The organism is Pseudomonas sp. B19125, from assembly GCF_044218855.1.
Lineage (GTDB): Bacteria > Pseudomonadota > Gammaproteobacteria > Pseudomonadales > Pseudomonadaceae > Aquipseudomonas > Aquipseudomonas edaphica.
Genome location: NZ_CP162589.1, coordinates 1,721,374 through 1,734,577, shown reverse-complemented (window position 1 = coordinate 1,734,577; position 13,204 = coordinate 1,721,374). Strand labels below are relative to the sequence as shown.

Sequence of the window (13,204 nt, the reverse complement as noted above, 5' to 3'; positions counted from 1 at the left end):
ATCGACAAAGTCTAGGCGCTGCAAGGCACTCGGGGCCAGCGATAGATTACTGTACAAACATCCAGCAAAACCTTGAAAGGTTGCTTCCACCGTCGACACTGCTAGCATCCGTGTCTTCAAGCCGCCCGCACTGCCAAGGATCGCGATGCCATCAGTTCCATTGGATACCCACTACCCGATCGAGACCCCCGAGGGCATAGACTTGCCCTTGCGCCCGGCCGGCCTGATGCCACGCGCACTGGCTTTTGCTTTCGACCTGGGACTGCGCGGCCTGATCATGGGTATCCTGCTCGTGCCGCTGGCGTTGCTTGGCAATATCGGTATTGGCTTGGGCTCGCTGCTGCTGTTCCTGATTAGTTGGTGGTACATGGTGCTGTTCGAAGTCCTTAACCAGGGCTGCTCTCCGGGCAAGCAGGTCATGGGCTTGCGCGTCATTCAGGACGACGGCACACCCATTGGCTGGCCAGCTTCACTCATCCGCAACCTGCTGCGCTTTGTCGACATGCTGCCTTTGGGCTACTTCCTCGGCGCCATCAGTTGCCTGCAACACCCTCACTTCAAACGGCTCGGCGACCTCGCTGCGGGCACCCTGGTGGTCTACCGCGAACAGCCACTGGCGCGCCCCAAGGTGCCTCAAGCCGCCGCCCTGCGCCTGCCCTTCACGCTGGAGCTGAGCGAACAACGCGCCATACTGGGTTTCGCTGAACGCCAAAGTGAGTTGTCCGCCGATCGGGTGCACGAACTGGCGTCCATCCTGGCAACGCCGTTACACGTATCGCCGGCTCGCGCGGTAGAACAACTCAATGGCGTGGCGCGCGGCTTAGTGGGGCCAGCATGAAGCAGAGCCTGTTCGAGAGCCGCCATCAGCCGCAGTGGCAAGCCTTCACCGCACAACTCATACAGTTGGAGCAAGGCAAGGCCAAGGCCAGCGATATGTCTGACTTCCCCCACCATTATCGACGCCTGTGCCAGCACCTCGCCCTGGCCCAGGAGCGTGGCTACAGCAGCTATCTGATAGATCCCCTGCAACAACTGGCGCTGCGGGGCCACCAGCAGTTGTATCGCCACCGCAGCCAATTGGGCGCGAATGTACTGGGTTTCATCCTGGCGGGCTTCCCGCGCCTGGTGCGCGAACAATGGCGTTTCGTGTTAATCGCCGGCGTGCTGTTCTTCGGCAGCCTGGTGGGCGTTGCGTTGCTGGTCTACCTGTTTCCAGACCTTATCTACAGCATCGTGAGCCCCGCGCAGGTCGCCGAAATGCACAGCATGTATGACCCGGATGCTGGCCACCTGGGGCGTGCTGCCGACCGCGCGTCCAGTGAGGACTGGATGATGTTTGGCTACTACGTGATGCACAACATCGGGATTGCCTTCCAGACCTTTGCCGCCGGTTTGCTGTTCGGCCTGGGCAGCGTGTTCTTTCTGATTTTCAATGGCCTGATCATCGGCGCCATCTCCGGCCACCTCACCGAGATCGGCTATGGCCAGACCTTCTGGTCGTTTGTCATCGGCCACGGTGCTTTCGAACTCACGGCCATCGCCCTGGCCGGGGCGGCAGGCTTGCAATTGGGCTGGGCGGTGATTGCTCCCGGGCACCTGACTCGCGGCGAATCCCTGCGGCTGGCGGCACGCACAAGCGTGCGGATGCTTTGCGGCGTCATGCTATTGCTGCTGATCGCGGCGTTTATTGAAGCCTATTGGTCTTCCTCCACCACGATCACGCCCTGGATCAAATACTCAACGGGCGCCGGGCTGTGGCTGCTGGTTGCCGCCTACCTCACGCTTGCTGGACGTACTAACCATGCGCCTGAGTGAGGCCAGCGTGGTAATTCGGCCCCGCACCTCCTGGGAAGCCATGGACCTGGGCGTACTGATGGCCCAGGAACATCGACTGCTGTTAATGAGCAGTTGGGCAATGGTGACGTTGCCGATATTCATTTTGCTGACCGTGCTGCTGTGGCGATACCCGTCCATGGCCATGTTTGTGTTCTGGTGGTTAAAACCGGCCTTTGACCGCTTGCCACTGTACATCCTCTCCAAGGCCTTGTTTGGCGAGACACCCAGCCTCAAGCAGGCTGTGCGCCAGTGGCCGCGCCTGCTCAAAGGCCAACTGCTGGCCAGCCTGACCTGGAGGCGACTGAGCCTGAGCCGCAGCTTTGTGATGCCGGTGAGCCAGCTTGAAGGCCTGGATGGCAATGCCCGTCAAATACGCCTGGGGGTGCTGCTGCAACGCAACGCCGGCGCCGCACGCTGGCTGACCACCCTTGGCGTGCATATGGAAATCGGCCTGTGGTTCGGTTGCATGGCACTGTTTTACCTGTTCATCCCGCAGCAACTGGAACTCGATTGGGACTGGCAACGGCTGGCACTGGCAAGCGGCTCGGAAGGGTTGTGGCTGGAGCATTTGAGTAACGCCTTCTACGCACTGATTCTGGTGTTCTGGGAGCCCATTTATGTCGCTTGCGGCTTCAGCCTGTACCTCAACCGCCGCACCGTGCTGGAAGCCTGGGACCTTGAACTGGTGTTCCGCCGGTTACGCCAACGCCTGAGCAGCGTCGCAACGTTGCTGCTGGTGGCTGGGCTGATGCTCGTGCCATTCAGCCGCCCCGTCATGGCGGACGAGCCCGGACCGGCCAAACAAGTCACCACCCAGGCCGCCAGCCAATCGATCAAGGCGCTGCTGGACAGCCCCCCGTTCAAGCACCCGGAAACCGTCACTCGCTACCGTTTTGGCGACGAAAAAAACGCCGCGCAACACAAGGTAAAGGGTGACGGTAAACTTCCGGCCTGGCTTCAGGCGCTACTGGACAGATTCAACAGCAATACCTTCAAAAACGCCGCCCTCGGCCTGGAGGTACTGCTCTGGGGCCTGCTGGCGACTGGCCTCGCGCTAGTTGTCTGGCGCTATCGGGAGTGGCTGCACACCTTCGTCAGTCGACGCGGGCCAGCCAAAGCCAAAACCGCCAAAGCGGCCCCTGCACAATTGTTCGGCCTGGCGTTGGGCAGCGAGACCTTGCCTGACGACATTGCCAGCACCGCCGAACAGCTGTGGTCCACCCACCCCAGGGAAGCTCTCGGCCTGCTGTATCGCGGCCTGCTCAACCGACTGCTGCACGACTTCAACCTGCCCCTGAAAAGCGCCGATACCGAAGGCCAGGTCCTGGAGCGCATCCACCAACTGCAACAGCCACAACTGCTGGCCTTCAGTGATGCACTGACACACCACTGGCAAAACCTCGCCTATGGCCACCGCCTGCCGCCGGCTTTGGTACAACAGCAACTGTGCCGCGATTGGCGCGCCCTGTTCAGTACGGGAGCCGCCCAATGAACCGCCCCATGCTGTGGGTCGGCCTGCTGCTGGCCTGTGTGCTTGGAGCAGGTGGGCTTTATGTTTGGCACAAGGCGATCCCCTACGACGAAATAGTCGATCGCGGCCCATCGCCACAAGCCATCGCCAACCCCTACCTGGCGGCTGAATACTTCCTGCGCCAGCAGGGCCTGGCCGTGGAACACGCCAACAGCCTTGAGCACCTGGCCGACCAGCCAGCCAAGGGGCATAGCCTGGTATTGCTGGGCGAGCGCAGCAACATGACCCCGCGCCAGGCTGAGCAACTGCTGGACTGGGCAAAATCCGGTGGCCATTTGCTGCTGGTTGCCGAAGCGCTTTGGGATGAGGAAACCGGTAAAAGCGGCGACCTGCTGCTGGATCAGCTGGGCTTCCACCAGACACTCAGCGAGGGCCTTGACGAGCCTGCTTCCCCACGCAAAAAGAAAGTACCGGACCTGACCAAGCTCTACGTCGACAATGAGACCGCCCCGACCTATTTCAGCTTCGATACCGACTTCAACCTCACCGACCCCAGACACCTGGCGCAGTTCTCCGCCAACAGCGGCAAGTCCAGCCATTTGATGCAACGCAACTTCGGTCAAGGCACCGTAACGGTTGTAACCGACAGCGACTTGTGGAAAACCCCAGGCATCGGCAAACACGATAACGCCTGGCTGTTGTGGTATCTCAACCGGGGGACGGATGTAACACTGCTGTTCAACAGCGACGTAGACGATCTGCTCACCCTGCTAATGCGCAACTTCCCCCAGGCGTTAGTGGCGCTCTGCGCACTGATTGCCCTGGCACTCTGGCACGCCGGCATGCGCCAGGGGCCGACCCAGGCGCCCGCGCCAAAGGCACGTCGCCAGTTACAGGAACATTTGAAGGCCAGTGCCGACTTCCTGCTGCGCCGCAGTGGCCAAGGCACGCTGCTGCACGCCTTGCAGCGTGATATCCAGCGGGCTGCACGACGACGCCACCCAGGCTTTGAACACCTCGACAGCGACGAACAATGGCAGGTCCTCGAACGCCTGACGCGCCAACCCTCCCACGTCATCCGCCAGGCCCTCGACCCACTCCCGGCAAAACGGCTCACCAGCGCCGATTTCAGCCGTCAGGTGGCGAGCCTGCAAACCCTCAGGAATGCCCTATGAGCGAATTTCCATCAGCCACCGCCCCGACTGCCGAAAGCCTTCAAAAGGCCAGCCAGCAGGCACAGGCTCTGCGTGTTGAACTGCGTAAGGCGGTGATTGGCCAGGACCAGGTGATCGACGACGTGCTGACCGCATTGATCGCAGGTGGCCACATACTGCTCGAAGGTGTACCGGGCCTAGGCAAAACCCTGTTGGTTCGCGCGTTGGCACGCTGTTTTGGTGGCAACTTTGCACGTATTCAGTTCACCCCGGACCTGATGCCCAGCGATGTCACCGGCCACGCGGTGTACGACCTGCACAGTGAGCAGTTCAAGCTGCGCAAGGGGCCGCTGTTCACCCACCTGTTGCTGGCCGATGAAATCAATCGCGCCCCCGCCAAGACCCAGGCCGCCCTGCTTGAGGCCATGCAGGAACGCCAAGTCACCCTCGAGGGCGAAGCGCTGCCCATTGGCCAACCGTTCATGGTGCTCGCGACCCAGAACCCCATCGAACAGGAAGGCACGTACCCCCTGCCCGAGGCCGAGCTGGACCGGTTCATGCTCAAAGTACGCATGGACTACCCCGATGCGCAGCAGGAGCTGGAGATGGTCCGCGAAGTCACCCGCTCCTCCAGGGCCGACATGCTGGATGTGCAGCCATTGCGCACGGTGCTGCAGGCAGAGGACGTGTTGCAGTTGCAGCAAATTGCCAGCGAACTGCCGCTGGATGAGCAAGTACTCGACTACGCCGTGCGCCTGGCCCGCGCCACTCGCAGTTGGCCGGGGCTGACCATCGGTGCAGGCCCGCGTGCCTCCATCGCCCTGGTTCGCGGCGCCCGCGCCCGGGCCTTGCTACGCGGCGGCGAGTTTGTTACCCCGGACGATATCAAGGGCTGCGCCTTGGCGGTGCTGCGCCATCGCGTGCGTATTGCCCCCGAATTGGACATTGACGGGCTGGAAGTGGATCAGGTGCTCAAGCAACTGCTGGACCAGATTTCGGCACCTCGGCAATGACCCGACCATGAAGCCAACTCGTCTGCTGCTGATCTGGCTCGGCGTCCTCTCGGGTTTGAACATCCTCTTGGGCGCGGCTACGGCGCTCCAGCTCAAAGTGCCCGACACGCTGCATTCAGTGGCGTGGGGCCTGCTGCTGGCGCTGTTTCTATTGGCACTGCTGGACGCCCTGCGCCTGCGGCGCCTTCCCTGCCCACGGGTGCAACGGCAGATGCCCGGCAGCCTGGCCCTGGGCCGCTGGGGTGAGGTACGCCTGACCCTTGAACATGACTACCCGCAGCCGCTGACCGTGCAAGTATTTGACCACGCACCTGACGGCCTGAGCGTGGAGAATATGCCGCAGTCCATCGAGCTTCTCCCGGGCCAGCGAAGCGAACTGGGCTATCGAGTGCGGCCCTTGCGGCGCGGCCACTTCAGTTTCAGTCGCAGTGAGATTCACCTGCCCAGCCCTTTCGGGTTGTGGTCTGCGAGGCGTTTTGTTGCAGCCCGGGATACAACGCGGGTCTACCCTGACTTTGCCCGTTTGTACGGCGCACAACTGCTGGGCGTGGACAGTTGGTTGAGCCAATTAGGGGTTCGCCAGCACCCACGACGCGGGTTGGGGCTGGAGTTTCATCAGTTGCGCGAGTTTCGCGAAGGCGACAGCCTGCGACAGATCGACTGGAAGGCCACCGCGCGCCAGCGCACGCCCATCGCCCGGGAATATCAGGACGAACGCGACCAGCAGATAGTGCTCATGCTCGATTGCGGCCGACGCATGCGCAGCCAGGACGCGGAGCTCGCTCACTTCGACCACGCCCTCAATGCCTGCCTTTTACTCAGTTACGTCGCCTTGCGCCAAGGCGATGCGGTGGGTCTGTGCACCTTTGCCTGTGACCAGCCACGCTACCTGGCACCCGTCAAAGGCAGCGGCCAACTGAACGTATTACTCAATGCCGTTTACGACCTCGACACCACCCGACGCACTGCCGATTATGCAGCCGCCGCCAGCCAATTACTGGCCCGACAGAAACGTCGGGCATTAGTGATCGTGGTGACCAATCTTCGCGATGAAGATGATGAGGAGTTACTCGCAGCCGTTAAGCGCATCAGCCGGCAACATCGGGTGCTGGTCGCCAGCCTGCGCGAAGACACACTCGACCAACTGCGCCAGGCCCCGGTTCAAACCTTGCCTGAAGCGCTGGCCTACTGCGGGACTGTCGACTATCTCAACAAGAGAAACGATCTGCATGAGCGCTTGAGTGCCCACGGTTTGTCGGTGCTGGATACGCCACCTTCGGGGCTGGGGGCTGCACTGGTGACGCGCTATCTGGGCTGGAAAAAGGCCGGTGTTTTATGACTCAAGCACACGACCACAAGCTCGGCTAACCACGTCCGAGCCGGGTCGACAGCGCGCAACGTCTAGGCGGAAGCCTGCAGAGGATCAAAGGTGAAGTAATGATACAAGGCACTTATCAAGTGCCCGTATGCCTCAGGCGCTTCGACCACGCGAAACCCTGAGTCATAGTGCTGCGGGTTAACATCTTCGTGGCTCCACAAGCACATCGCTGTGAGGTCAATTGCCTGGAAATCACCGTCTGCCAGAGGGATTTTCAAACGCAGTTCAAACGCCACGTCAACCATCATGGGTAATTGGCTGATCAACATCAGCCCATCTTCGGACACGTTCCCCAAGTAGCCAATAGGCTTATCCGTCAGCCGGTTGAACACTTTCAAGAAACCAGACAGCTGATGCCGCTCAATCCTTCGGTCGGTAAACATGATGAAATCGCCATCCATTGGCCAGATCAGTGGCCGCGCCAGTTATTCGGAACGAACACTGAATGTTCGCTCTCCCTGGAAATTGGTGCGAATCCAGCGTGCGCTTGATCGCCTTACAACTGCCAATCCCAAGCAATCCATCCGATTGAACATAAACTTGTACAAACAGACATTCAAAGAATAGCTTAAGACTGGCGACGGGCCAGCTATGGAATGACAAATATCATCAAAGTGATGCGGGCCGTGGCTGCGCGACACTCGCGCCGGAGTAATGGCCCAGTTGCTGCAGGGTGTCGAGCCGAGCACGGGCACGATAGGCGTACTCGCTGGACGGGTACTGATTGATGATGAACTGGTAGGTTTGCACCGCATCGACGAACAGCTTCTGGCGCTCCAGGCATTGCCCGCGCAGCATCGAAACTTCCGGTTGCACATACCGACGGGTACGGCTCTCGCGGTCTACCTGGGACAACTCCAGGGTGACACGCTCGCAGTCACCCACCCCATAGGCGCGGTAAGCGTTGTTCAAATGATGGTCCATCGACCAGCGGGTACAGCCGACAACACTGACGGCCAGGGCAGCAATGAGCAAAATTCGCATGGGGGTTCTCCTGTCTTGAGCAGTGTATCGACCCCGCGTCGAAAATCTTCAAGGATGTTCATCTATTCAATTGGAGCGAAAACAAGCGAATCTTCGATAAGTAGTGCAAACGAACAATGACTACAACCAAAGAGCATAGTAGCCTTCCCCAGCGCTTGAACTCAGGAGTCTGTGCATGTCCGTCCGTCGTACCAAAATCGTCGCCACCCTTGGCCCGGCCAGTAACTCGCCGGAAGTCCTCGAACAGCTGATTCTGGCTGGTTTGGACGTTGCCCGTCTGAACTTCTCCCACGGCACCCCGGACGAGCACAAGGCTCGCGCCAAGCTGGTGCGTGACCTGGCCGCCAAGCACGGCCGCTTTGTGGCACTGCTGGGTGACCTGCAAGGCCCGAAAATTCGTATCGCCAAATTCGCCAACAAGCGCATTGAGCTGAAGATCGGTGACAAGTTCACCTTCTCCACCAGCCATTCGCTGACCGAAGGCAACCAGGAAGTCGTCGGTATCGACTACCCGGATCTGGTCAAGGACTGTGGCGTCGGCGACGAACTGCTGCTGGACGACGGCCGCGTGGTGATGCGCGTCGACACGGCCACCTCGACGGAGCTGAACTGCACCGTGATCATCGGTGGCCCGTTGTCCGATCACAAAGGCATCAACCGTCGCGGCGGTGGCCTGACGGCGCCGGCCCTGACTGAGAAAGACAAGGCCGACATCAAGCTCGCCGCCGAAATGGAAGTGGACTACCTCGCCGTGTCCTTCCCACGCGACGCTGCCGACATGGAATATGCCCGTAAGCTGCGCGACGAAGCCGGCGGTACTGCCTGGCTGGTGGCGAAGATCGAACGTGCCGAAGCCGTGGCCGATGACGAAACCCTCGATGCCCTGATCAATGCATCCGACGCTGTGATGGTTGCCCGTGGCGACCTGGGCGTGGAAATCGGTGACGCCGAGCTGATCGGTATCCAGAAGAAGATCATCCTGCACGCACGCCGTCACAACAAGGCCGTGATCGTAGCGACCCAGATGATGGAGTCGATGATCCAGAACCCGATGCCAACCCGTGCCGAAGTGTCCGACGTGGCCAACGCCGTGCTCGACTACACCGACGCCGTGATGCTCTCGGCTGAAAGTGCTGCCGGCCCTTACCCGCTGGAAGCCGTACAGGCCATGGCGCGTATCTGCGTCGGTGCCGAAAAGCACCCGACCAGCAAGACCTCCAGCCACCGCATCGGCAAAGTGTTCGAAAGCTGCGACCAGAGCATCGCCCTGGCTGCCATGTACACCGCCAACCACTTCCCGGGCGTCAAGGCGATCATTGCCCTGACCGAAAGTGGCTACACCCCGCTGATCATGTCGCGTATCCGTTCGTCGGTACCGATCTACGCGTTCACCCCACACCGCGAAGCCCAGGCCCGTGCGGCATTGTTCCGTGGCGTGTACACCATTCCGTTCGATCCAGCTTCGTTGGCCCCTAACGAAGTGAGCCAGAAGGCAATCGACGAACTGGTCAAGCGTGGCGTCGTAGAGAAAGGTGACTGGGTCATCCTGACCAAGGGCGACAGCTACCACACCACCGGTGGCACCAATGGCATGAAGATCCTGCACGTGGGCGACCCGCAGTTCTGAGTGACACGCTGAAAAACAAAAGCCCCGCCATGTGAATGGCGGGTTTTTTTGTATTTAAAGGCCTGGGAACCTGTTGAATCAAAGGGCCTCATCGCAGGCAAGCCAGCTCCCACATTGGAATGCGGTCAACTGTGGGAGCTGGCTTGCCTGCGATGGCGTCATCAACGCCGGGCAATAAACCCCGACAACGCCGCAATCGCCTCCGGTGACTTCAAACACTGCACAAACAACGCCCCCTCGACCTCAATCACCTGCCGCAACTGTTCACGGTCGACACTTTTCATCAACTGTTTGCTGACCTGCACTGCTCCCGGCGCCAGGGTTTCAAAGCGCTGCGCAACTTCCCGCGCCTTGACCAGCGCCGCTTCACCGCTACCCATCGCCTCAGTAGCAATGCCCCACGCCGCCGCCTGCTCGCCGGTAAAGCCTTCGCCCAACAGCAACAGTTCAGCCGCTTTAGCATGCCCCAGCAGCCGAGGCAGGATCAGGCTGGAGCCAAACTCCGGGCACAGCCCCAGGTTGACGAAAGGCATGCGCAAGCGCGCATCGCGACTGATATAGACGAGATCGCAATGCAGCAACAGGGTCGTACCGATGCCGACCGCCGCACCCGCCACCGCCGCGATCACCGGCTTGCGGCAGTTGAGCAGGCTTTTCATGAAGTGAAACGGCGGGCTGTCCAGATCACTGGGCGGCTGTTCGAGGAAGTCGGCTATGTCGTTGCCGGCGGTAAAACACTCATTGCTGCCCTGGATCAGCACCGCACGGATACCTGAGTCCGCATCAGCCTGCTCCAACGCCTTGGCCAGTTGGGTGTACATGGCGCGGGTCAGGGCGTTTTTCTTGTCGGGGCGATTGAGCTGCAGGGTCAGCAGCCCGCCTTCGCGTTGCAGCAGGATGGCGTCGGTCATGGCGAATCTCGCGGCTGGAAAAGTCAGCGCTCAACCACGCGGCAGGAACATATCAGCCAGCAGTTGATTGCGCGGCAAGCCCGCCAGGAACAGGCGTTTGGAAAACGCTTCGACATTGGCGGGGTGCCCGCAGAGTAAGGCCAGAGTTTGCCGCGAAACAAGCCGCAGTTGCGCCAATGCCTGGGCCGACTCAGCCGCCGTCCACAGCTCCACAGTCAGGTTCGCGTGCAGCGCGGCCAATTGCGCCAAGGGTTCGGCCAGATAATGCCCATCGGCATCATGGGCCAGGTGAATCAGGCGAATGGCGCCTTGGTGATCCTGGCGCAGTGCCTCGCGCAGCACGCCCCATAACGGCCCAAGCCCCGTGCCGGATGCCAGCAGCCACAGCGGCCGCGATTGCCAGTCAGGATCGTATTGCAGTGCCCCGCCACGTAATTCGCCGAGGCGCAGGCTGTCGCCCACCTGTAATTGCCGAGCAATATCGCTGAATTCGCCGGGCAGGCGGCAATCGAGGTGAAACTCCAAAAACGGGTCTTCCTGCGGCAAGCTGGCCAACGAATACGGGCGCGCCACCTGCCCCGCCCACAGCACCAGATGTTGCCCGGCCCGATAACGCAAGCCACGTTCGGGTTGCAGGCGCAGGCGCAGTACCTCGGGGCTCAACCAGTCGACGCCCACCACTTGCGCGGGCAAACCATCGTGCAGTGGGTCAAATGCTTCAACCTGTAAATCTGCGACAACTTCACACTGGCAAGCCAAACGCCAACCGTCCTGGCGCTGCGCCGGGCTCAGGGCATCGGGTTGCTTATCATCGACCTCACCCCGGCAACGCACCAGGCACGCATGGCAACTGCCCGCCCGGCAACTGTAGGGCACAGCCACACCCGCCAGATTCAAGGCATCCAGCAGGTTGCTGCCGGTGGCTACCGACCAGTGGCGTTCGCCGACGTGCAGTTCAGGCATATAAAGGCTCAATCAGAAGGGACCGGCACAGGGAATCATGCCTGCGACAGTTTGACCATAGTCGGGTGTATCGGCCACCGCGTCGGGTTATACTGCCGCGCCTTTTTAGCGTCGCGCCTTGCACCACTGTGGCGTGCCTTGGAAAGGTGGTTTCAGCCGACCGATGCAACACTGAAGCCACCTTTATTGAATGTTCCCTTATAGAGGAGCGCGACTCATGACCGTGATCAAGCAAGACGACCTGATTCAGAGCGTTGCCGACGCCCTGCAATTCATTTCCTACTACCACCCCGTTGACTTCATCCAGGCCATGCACGAAGCCTACCTGCGTGAAGAATCGCCGGCAGCCCGTGACTCCATCGCCCAGATCCTGATCAACTCGCGCATGTGCGCCACCGGCCATCGCCCGATCTGCCAGGACACCGGTATTGTTACCGTGTTCGTGCGCGTGGGCATGGACGTGCGTTGGGACGGCGCCACCATGGGCCTGGACGACATGATCAACGAAGGCGTGCGTCGCGCCTACAACCTGCCGGAGAACGTCCTGCGTGCTTCCATCCTGGCCGACCCGGCCGGTGCGCGTAAAAACACCAAGGACAACACTCCGGCCGTAATCCACTACTCCATCGTCCCGGGTAACACCGTGGAAGTGGACGTGGCAGCCAAGGGCGGCGGTTCCGAGAACAAGTCGAAAATGGCCATGCTCAACCCGTCCGACTCGATCGTCGACTGGGTGCTCAAGACCGTTCCGACCATGGGCGCCGGCTGGTGCCCACCGGGCATGCTCGGCATCGGCATCGGCGGCACCGCCGAGAAAGCTGCGGTAATGGCCAAGGAAGTGTTGATGGAGTCCATCGACATTCACGAGCTGAAAAAGCGCGGCCCGCAGAACCGTATCGAAGAGATGCGCCTGGAGTTGTTCGAGAAGGTCAACCAACTGGGCATCGGCGCCCAGGGCCTGGGTGGCCTGACCACCGTGCTCGACGTGAAAATCATGGACTACCCGACCCACGCAGCCTCGCTGCCGGTGTGCATGATCCCCAACTGCGCCGCCACCCGTCATGCACACTTTGTGCTCGATGGTTCAGGCCCGGCATCGCTGGAAGCACCACCGCTGGACGCCTACCCGGAAATCGTCTGGGAAGCCGGCCCGTCGGCCCGCCGCGTCAACCTCGACACCCTGACCCCGGAAGAAGTACAAAGCTGGAAGCCGGGCGAAACCGTGTTGCTCAACGGCAAGATGCTCACCGGCCGCGACGCAGCTCACAAGCGTATGGTCGAGATGCTCAACAAGGGCGAAACCCTGCCGGTGGACCTCAAGGGTCGCTTCATCTACTACGTCGGCCCGGTTGATCCGGTGCGCGAAGAAGTGGTTGGCCCGGCTGGCCCGACCACGGCCACGCGGATGGACAAGTTCACCCGTCAGATCCTCGAGCAAACCGGCCTGTTGGGCATGATCGGCAAATCCGAGCGCGGCCCGACTGCGATCGAAGCGATCAAGGACCACAAGGCCGTGTACCTGATGGCCGTGGGCGGCGCTGCTTACCTGGTGGCGCAAGCCATCAAGAAGTCGCGCGTTGTCGCATTTGCCGAACTGGGCATGGAAGCGATCTACGAGTTCGACGTCAAAGACATGCCGGTCACCGTTGCGGTGGACAGCAAGGGCGAATCCGTACACATCACCGGTCCTGCCATCTGGCAGAAGAAGATCAGTGAAAGCCTGGCGGTCGAAGTGCAGTAAGCACTTCCCCGCAAGGAAAAAGGCGACTGCGGCCCCACGGCCCAGTCGCCTTTTTTATGGCGAACTCGGTCATGTGGGAGCTGGCTTGCCTGCTCCCACAGAAATTCCACGTGCCACAAGTTTGCG

At 60.9% G+C, this 13,204-nt stretch carries 12 protein-coding genes; 8 read left to right on the top strand and 4 right to left on the bottom strand.

The window, feature by feature from the left end; translation table 11 throughout:
• Positions 1-145: 145 nt before the first annotated feature.
• From AB4P96_RS07885 to AB4P96_RS07860, 6 genes are read left to right on the top strand one after another with little or no spacing between them, the layout of a single operon-like run.
• Positions 146-838, top strand: coding sequence for an RDD family protein (locus AB4P96_RS07885; protein ID WP_017139789.1), 693 nt, complete (start codon positions 146-148; stop codon positions 836-838).
• Entirely contained in the window at positions 835-1,815 is a 981-nt protein-coding gene (locus tag AB4P96_RS07880) for a stage II sporulation protein M (RefSeq protein WP_395600656.1), read from the top strand. Before AB4P96_RS07885 ends, AB4P96_RS07880 begins: the two co-directional genes overlap by 4 nt.
• On the top strand, positions 1,802-3,328 hold the full coding sequence (locus AB4P96_RS07875; RefSeq protein ID WP_395600655.1) for a DUF4129 domain-containing protein: 1,527 nt from the start codon (positions 1,802-1,804) through the stop codon (positions 3,326-3,328). The genes AB4P96_RS07880 and AB4P96_RS07875 overlap by 14 nt, the downstream gene beginning before the upstream one ends.
• Entirely contained in the window at positions 3,325-4,482 is a 1,158-nt protein-coding gene (locus tag AB4P96_RS07870; RefSeq protein ID WP_169985155.1) for a DUF4350 domain-containing protein, read from the top strand. The genes AB4P96_RS07875 and AB4P96_RS07870 overlap by 4 nt, the downstream gene beginning before the upstream one ends.
• Positions 4,479-5,474 carry a MoxR family ATPase gene (locus AB4P96_RS07865; RefSeq protein ID WP_138450157.1) on the top strand — a complete coding sequence of 332 codons (996 nt, stop codon included), beginning with the start codon at positions 4,479-4,481 and terminating at the stop codon, positions 5,472-5,474. The genes AB4P96_RS07870 and AB4P96_RS07865 overlap by 4 nt, the downstream gene beginning before the upstream one ends.
• A 7-nt stretch (positions 5,475-5,481) precedes the next feature.
• On the top strand, positions 5,482-6,813 hold the full coding sequence (locus AB4P96_RS07860; protein WP_395600654.1) for a DUF58 domain-containing protein: 1,332 nt from the start codon (positions 5,482-5,484) through the stop codon (positions 6,811-6,813).
• Between the two features lie 62 nt (positions 6,814-6,875).
• Here AB4P96_RS07860 and AB4P96_RS07855 read toward each other — a convergent pair whose 3' ends face one another.
• Both AB4P96_RS07855 and AB4P96_RS07850 read right to left on the bottom strand, forming a co-directional pair.
• Positions 6,876-7,235: a PilZ domain-containing protein gene (locus AB4P96_RS07855; protein ID WP_026013902.1), complete on the bottom strand. Its 360-nt coding sequence runs from the start codon at positions 7,233-7,235 to the stop codon at positions 6,876-6,878.
• A 226-nt stretch (positions 7,236-7,461) separates the two neighbouring features.
• Positions 7,462-7,836, bottom strand: a complete 375-nt coding sequence (locus AB4P96_RS07850) for a tol-pal system YbgF family protein (protein ID WP_017139782.1) — start codon at positions 7,834-7,836, stop codon at positions 7,462-7,464.
• 175 nt (positions 7,837-8,011) lie between these two features.
• On the opposite strand from AB4P96_RS07850, the gene pyk reads away from it, so the two are divergent.
• Positions 8,012-9,463, top strand: coding sequence for a pyruvate kinase (gene pyk, locus AB4P96_RS07845; protein ID WP_017139781.1), 1,452 nt, complete (start codon positions 8,012-8,014; stop codon positions 9,461-9,463).
• A 161-nt stretch (positions 9,464-9,624) separates the two neighbouring features.
• Here the strand turns inward: pyk and AB4P96_RS07840 are convergent, their stop codons facing one another.
• Positions 9,625-10,374: an enoyl-CoA hydratase-related protein gene (locus AB4P96_RS07840; protein ID WP_395600653.1), complete on the bottom strand. Its 750-nt coding sequence runs from the start codon at positions 10,372-10,374 to the stop codon at positions 9,625-9,627.
• Positions 10,375-10,404: 30 nt separating this feature from the next.
• Positions 10,405-11,337: an iron-sulfur-binding ferredoxin reductase gene (locus AB4P96_RS07835; protein WP_170039915.1), complete on the bottom strand. Its 933-nt coding sequence runs from the start codon at positions 11,335-11,337 to the stop codon at positions 10,405-10,407.
• Positions 11,338-11,554: 217 nt separating this feature from the next.
• Here AB4P96_RS07835 and AB4P96_RS07830 point away from each other — a divergent pair, with 217 nt between their 5' ends.
• The gene (locus AB4P96_RS07830; RefSeq protein ID WP_010208051.1) at positions 11,555-13,078 is read left to right on the top strand and encodes a fumarate hydratase; all 1,524 of its coding nucleotides are present in this window, start codon (positions 11,555-11,557) and stop codon (positions 13,076-13,078) included.
• Positions 13,079-13,204: the final 126 nt, after the last annotated feature.

Bases quoted from the DNA above. Each gene is read 5' to 3' on its own strand.
- AB4P96_RS07885 (WP_017139789.1), top strand. From the start codon at position 146: ATGCCATCAGTTCCATTGGATACCCACTACCCGATCGAGACCCCCGAG.
- AB4P96_RS07880 (WP_395600656.1), top strand. From the start codon at position 835: ATGAAGCAGAGCCTGTTCGAGAGCCGCCATCAGCCGCAGTGGCAAGCC.
- AB4P96_RS07875 (WP_395600655.1), top strand. From the start codon at position 1,802: ATGCGCCTGAGTGAGGCCAGCGTGGTAATTCGGCCCCGCACCTCCTGG.
- AB4P96_RS07870 (WP_169985155.1), top strand. From the start codon at position 3,325: ATGAACCGCCCCATGCTGTGGGTCGGCCTGCTGCTGGCCTGTGTGCTT.
- AB4P96_RS07865 (WP_138450157.1), top strand. From the start codon at position 4,479: ATGAGCGAATTTCCATCAGCCACCGCCCCGACTGCCGAAAGCCTTCAA.
- AB4P96_RS07860 (WP_395600654.1), top strand. From the start codon at position 5,482: ATGAAGCCAACTCGTCTGCTGCTGATCTGGCTCGGCGTCCTCTCGGGT.
- AB4P96_RS07855 (WP_026013902.1), bottom strand. From the start codon at position 7,235: ATGTTTACCGACCGAAGGATTGAGCGGCATCAGCTGTCTGGTTTCTTG.
- AB4P96_RS07850 (WP_017139782.1), bottom strand. From the start codon at position 7,836: ATGCGAATTTTGCTCATTGCTGCCCTGGCCGTCAGTGTTGTCGGCTGT.
- pyk (WP_017139781.1), top strand. From the start codon at position 8,012: ATGTCCGTCCGTCGTACCAAAATCGTCGCCACCCTTGGCCCGGCCAGT.
- AB4P96_RS07840 (WP_395600653.1), bottom strand. From the start codon at position 10,374: ATGACCGACGCCATCCTGCTGCAACGCGAAGGCGGGCTGCTGACCCTG.
- AB4P96_RS07835 (WP_170039915.1), bottom strand. From the start codon at position 11,337: ATGCCTGAACTGCACGTCGGCGAACGCCACTGGTCGGTAGCCACCGGC.
- AB4P96_RS07830 (WP_010208051.1), top strand. From the start codon at position 11,555: ATGACCGTGATCAAGCAAGACGACCTGATTCAGAGCGTTGCCGACGCC.